At 59.7% G+C, this 243-nt stretch carries 1 pseudogene; it reads right to left on the reverse strand.

What is annotated here, in order from left to right:
• Positions 1–91: 91 nt before the first annotated feature.
• A pseudogene (locus tag EOD29_RS34425) lies at positions 92–243 on the reverse strand (DUF2062 domain-containing protein); the annotation flags it as partial.

Genomic DNA, 243 nt, shown 5'->3' on the forward strand with positions numbered 1-243 from the left:
GATTTCTCGACACGGCGAATGTCGATCAAATCACTGCCAATGCCGATGATCATGCCGGCCCCTTCCGTCGCTTAAGAGTTCTTGATCGGGTTCATACGCTCGGCATGTCGCCGGCTGGAACGGCAAGACGCAGGCGCGCCCGCTCCATCAGCCGTATATGGCGGCGCGTCTGAAAACCCTTCACGGTGTAGAATGTCAGCGCATAGAGCGCAACGGAGGTGACGATCGCCGGCGGGATAGCGC

This window comes from Mesorhizobium sp. M1A.T.Ca.IN.004.03.1.1, from assembly GCF_003997555.1.
In the GTDB taxonomy this organism is placed as follows: Bacteria; Pseudomonadota; Alphaproteobacteria; order Rhizobiales; family Rhizobiaceae; genus Mesorhizobium.